At 29.9% G+C, this 1620-nt stretch carries 1 protein-coding gene; it reads left to right on the forward strand.

Features of this window, described 5'->3' with window-relative positions; genetic code table 11:
• Positions 1-1620: hypothetical protein (locus NZM04_01005; protein MCS7062622.1), on the forward strand; the 1620-nt coding region annotated here is incomplete at both ends.

The following is a 1620-nucleotide window of genomic DNA, read 5'->3' on the forward strand; positions in this document are numbered from 1 at the left end:
GACGAGTATTATGATGAAATTACTGCACCATTATTCAATGAGGGAGATATAATTAAGTGTGCTTTATACATATCACATTATATTAGATATAAAGATCCTAATTATCTGGATAAAGCTATACCCATACTTGAATACATGGACAATTCGACCAGGGAAAATATAATAAAATTTTTAGCCATTGAATTAAAAAGAGATAAGTGGTTTCAAATAAAATTGATGGAGAAAATTACAGGAGATTTGCAAAAATATGGTGTTCATTCACTTAAACACTATTCATTTGGAGCAAGATTAATTCTATTAGCACGAATGGGGTTTTATGAAGATTTAGATAAGATTTTAGATGAATTAACTAATTTCACCCTGCATAAAGATAAAGATGCATCCACGATTTTAAGAGAAATTCTTGAAATACTTGATTATATAAAAGATTACCTGGGCACAAGTATAATAAAAACGATTTATCAAAAAAGAATTATAAATGTAGCACGGCAACGGTCAGATATATCTGATGATATAATACATACTCTAGCACATCAAACTGTAAACTATGGAAATTTTATTGATTTCGATCTACTAAAGCGGAATTGGCATGATCCTAAAGATAAAATTACTTTGATAAACCTCCTGAGTAACATTGTTTATCGTCTGCGTCAGCTCGACACGTCGAATGGTATCGTATTGAGGGGTGAATATTATAGCAAAGAAAGGTTTGAGTTTTTGCTAGATAATTGCCGTGAAAGAATATATAAACTAATATCTAATCAACCTATTCTTGATAATAATATAATAATAGCTCTCGGAAAAACAGGGTCGAAAGAGTGTATTAATAAATTGCGCGAATTGATAGATTCTTCAGATAATTACATGAATATAAGTTTCCTAGCAGCAGTTATTTATAGCATGGATAAGGATTTAATCAACAAAACCATTCAAAAGTTTATCAAAAACGGCTTCATGGAGGTTTTTGATTATAAATATCCTGGCTTTGTAGCTAAATTAATTAGCGAAGATAATTTGATTGAGATGATCAAAGACTTTGACCGATTCAACCATGAAAAGCGTTATGATAAAAAATATTATGGTGTAGAGTTTTTATTATTAATGTACGCCACATTGAAAAAGAGATGGGATATAATTGAGAAAATATTAGATAGTAGACTGAATGAAGATAAATTTGATGATTACCTCAGGACAGCAATAGATATATCTCCAGATAAAACAGCAGAATATTTGATGAGAAATAAAGATAAAATTAAATCAATAAATCAAGAGGTTCTGATGTTATGGGTTTATACAATGATAGAAAATAACGATCCAACCGATGAACATCTTATAAAGCATATGGTGTTTGAATACAATTTATCAGATAAAATCAAAGACATTGTTTTATCAAGTGGAAGCTCCTCGGCCTTTAAATTTTTATACCAAAATGCACATATCTTAGCTAAAGATTTCAAGGTTGAAGATAAAGATATTCTCAAATTTATACCGCAGGAAAATATTGTTCAACCGGCATTGGAGGTAATAAAAAGTACACGCCAAGATGATCATCTTGAAGCAATAATGAATGTACTGATGGAATTAGACCGAGGTGATATTATATATAAAGTGCTAAAAATA

This window comes from Candidatus Methylacidiphilales bacterium, assembly GCA_025056655.1.
In the GTDB taxonomy this organism is placed as follows: domain Bacteria; phylum Verrucomicrobiota; class Verrucomicrobiia; order Methylacidiphilales; family JANWVL01; genus JANWVL01.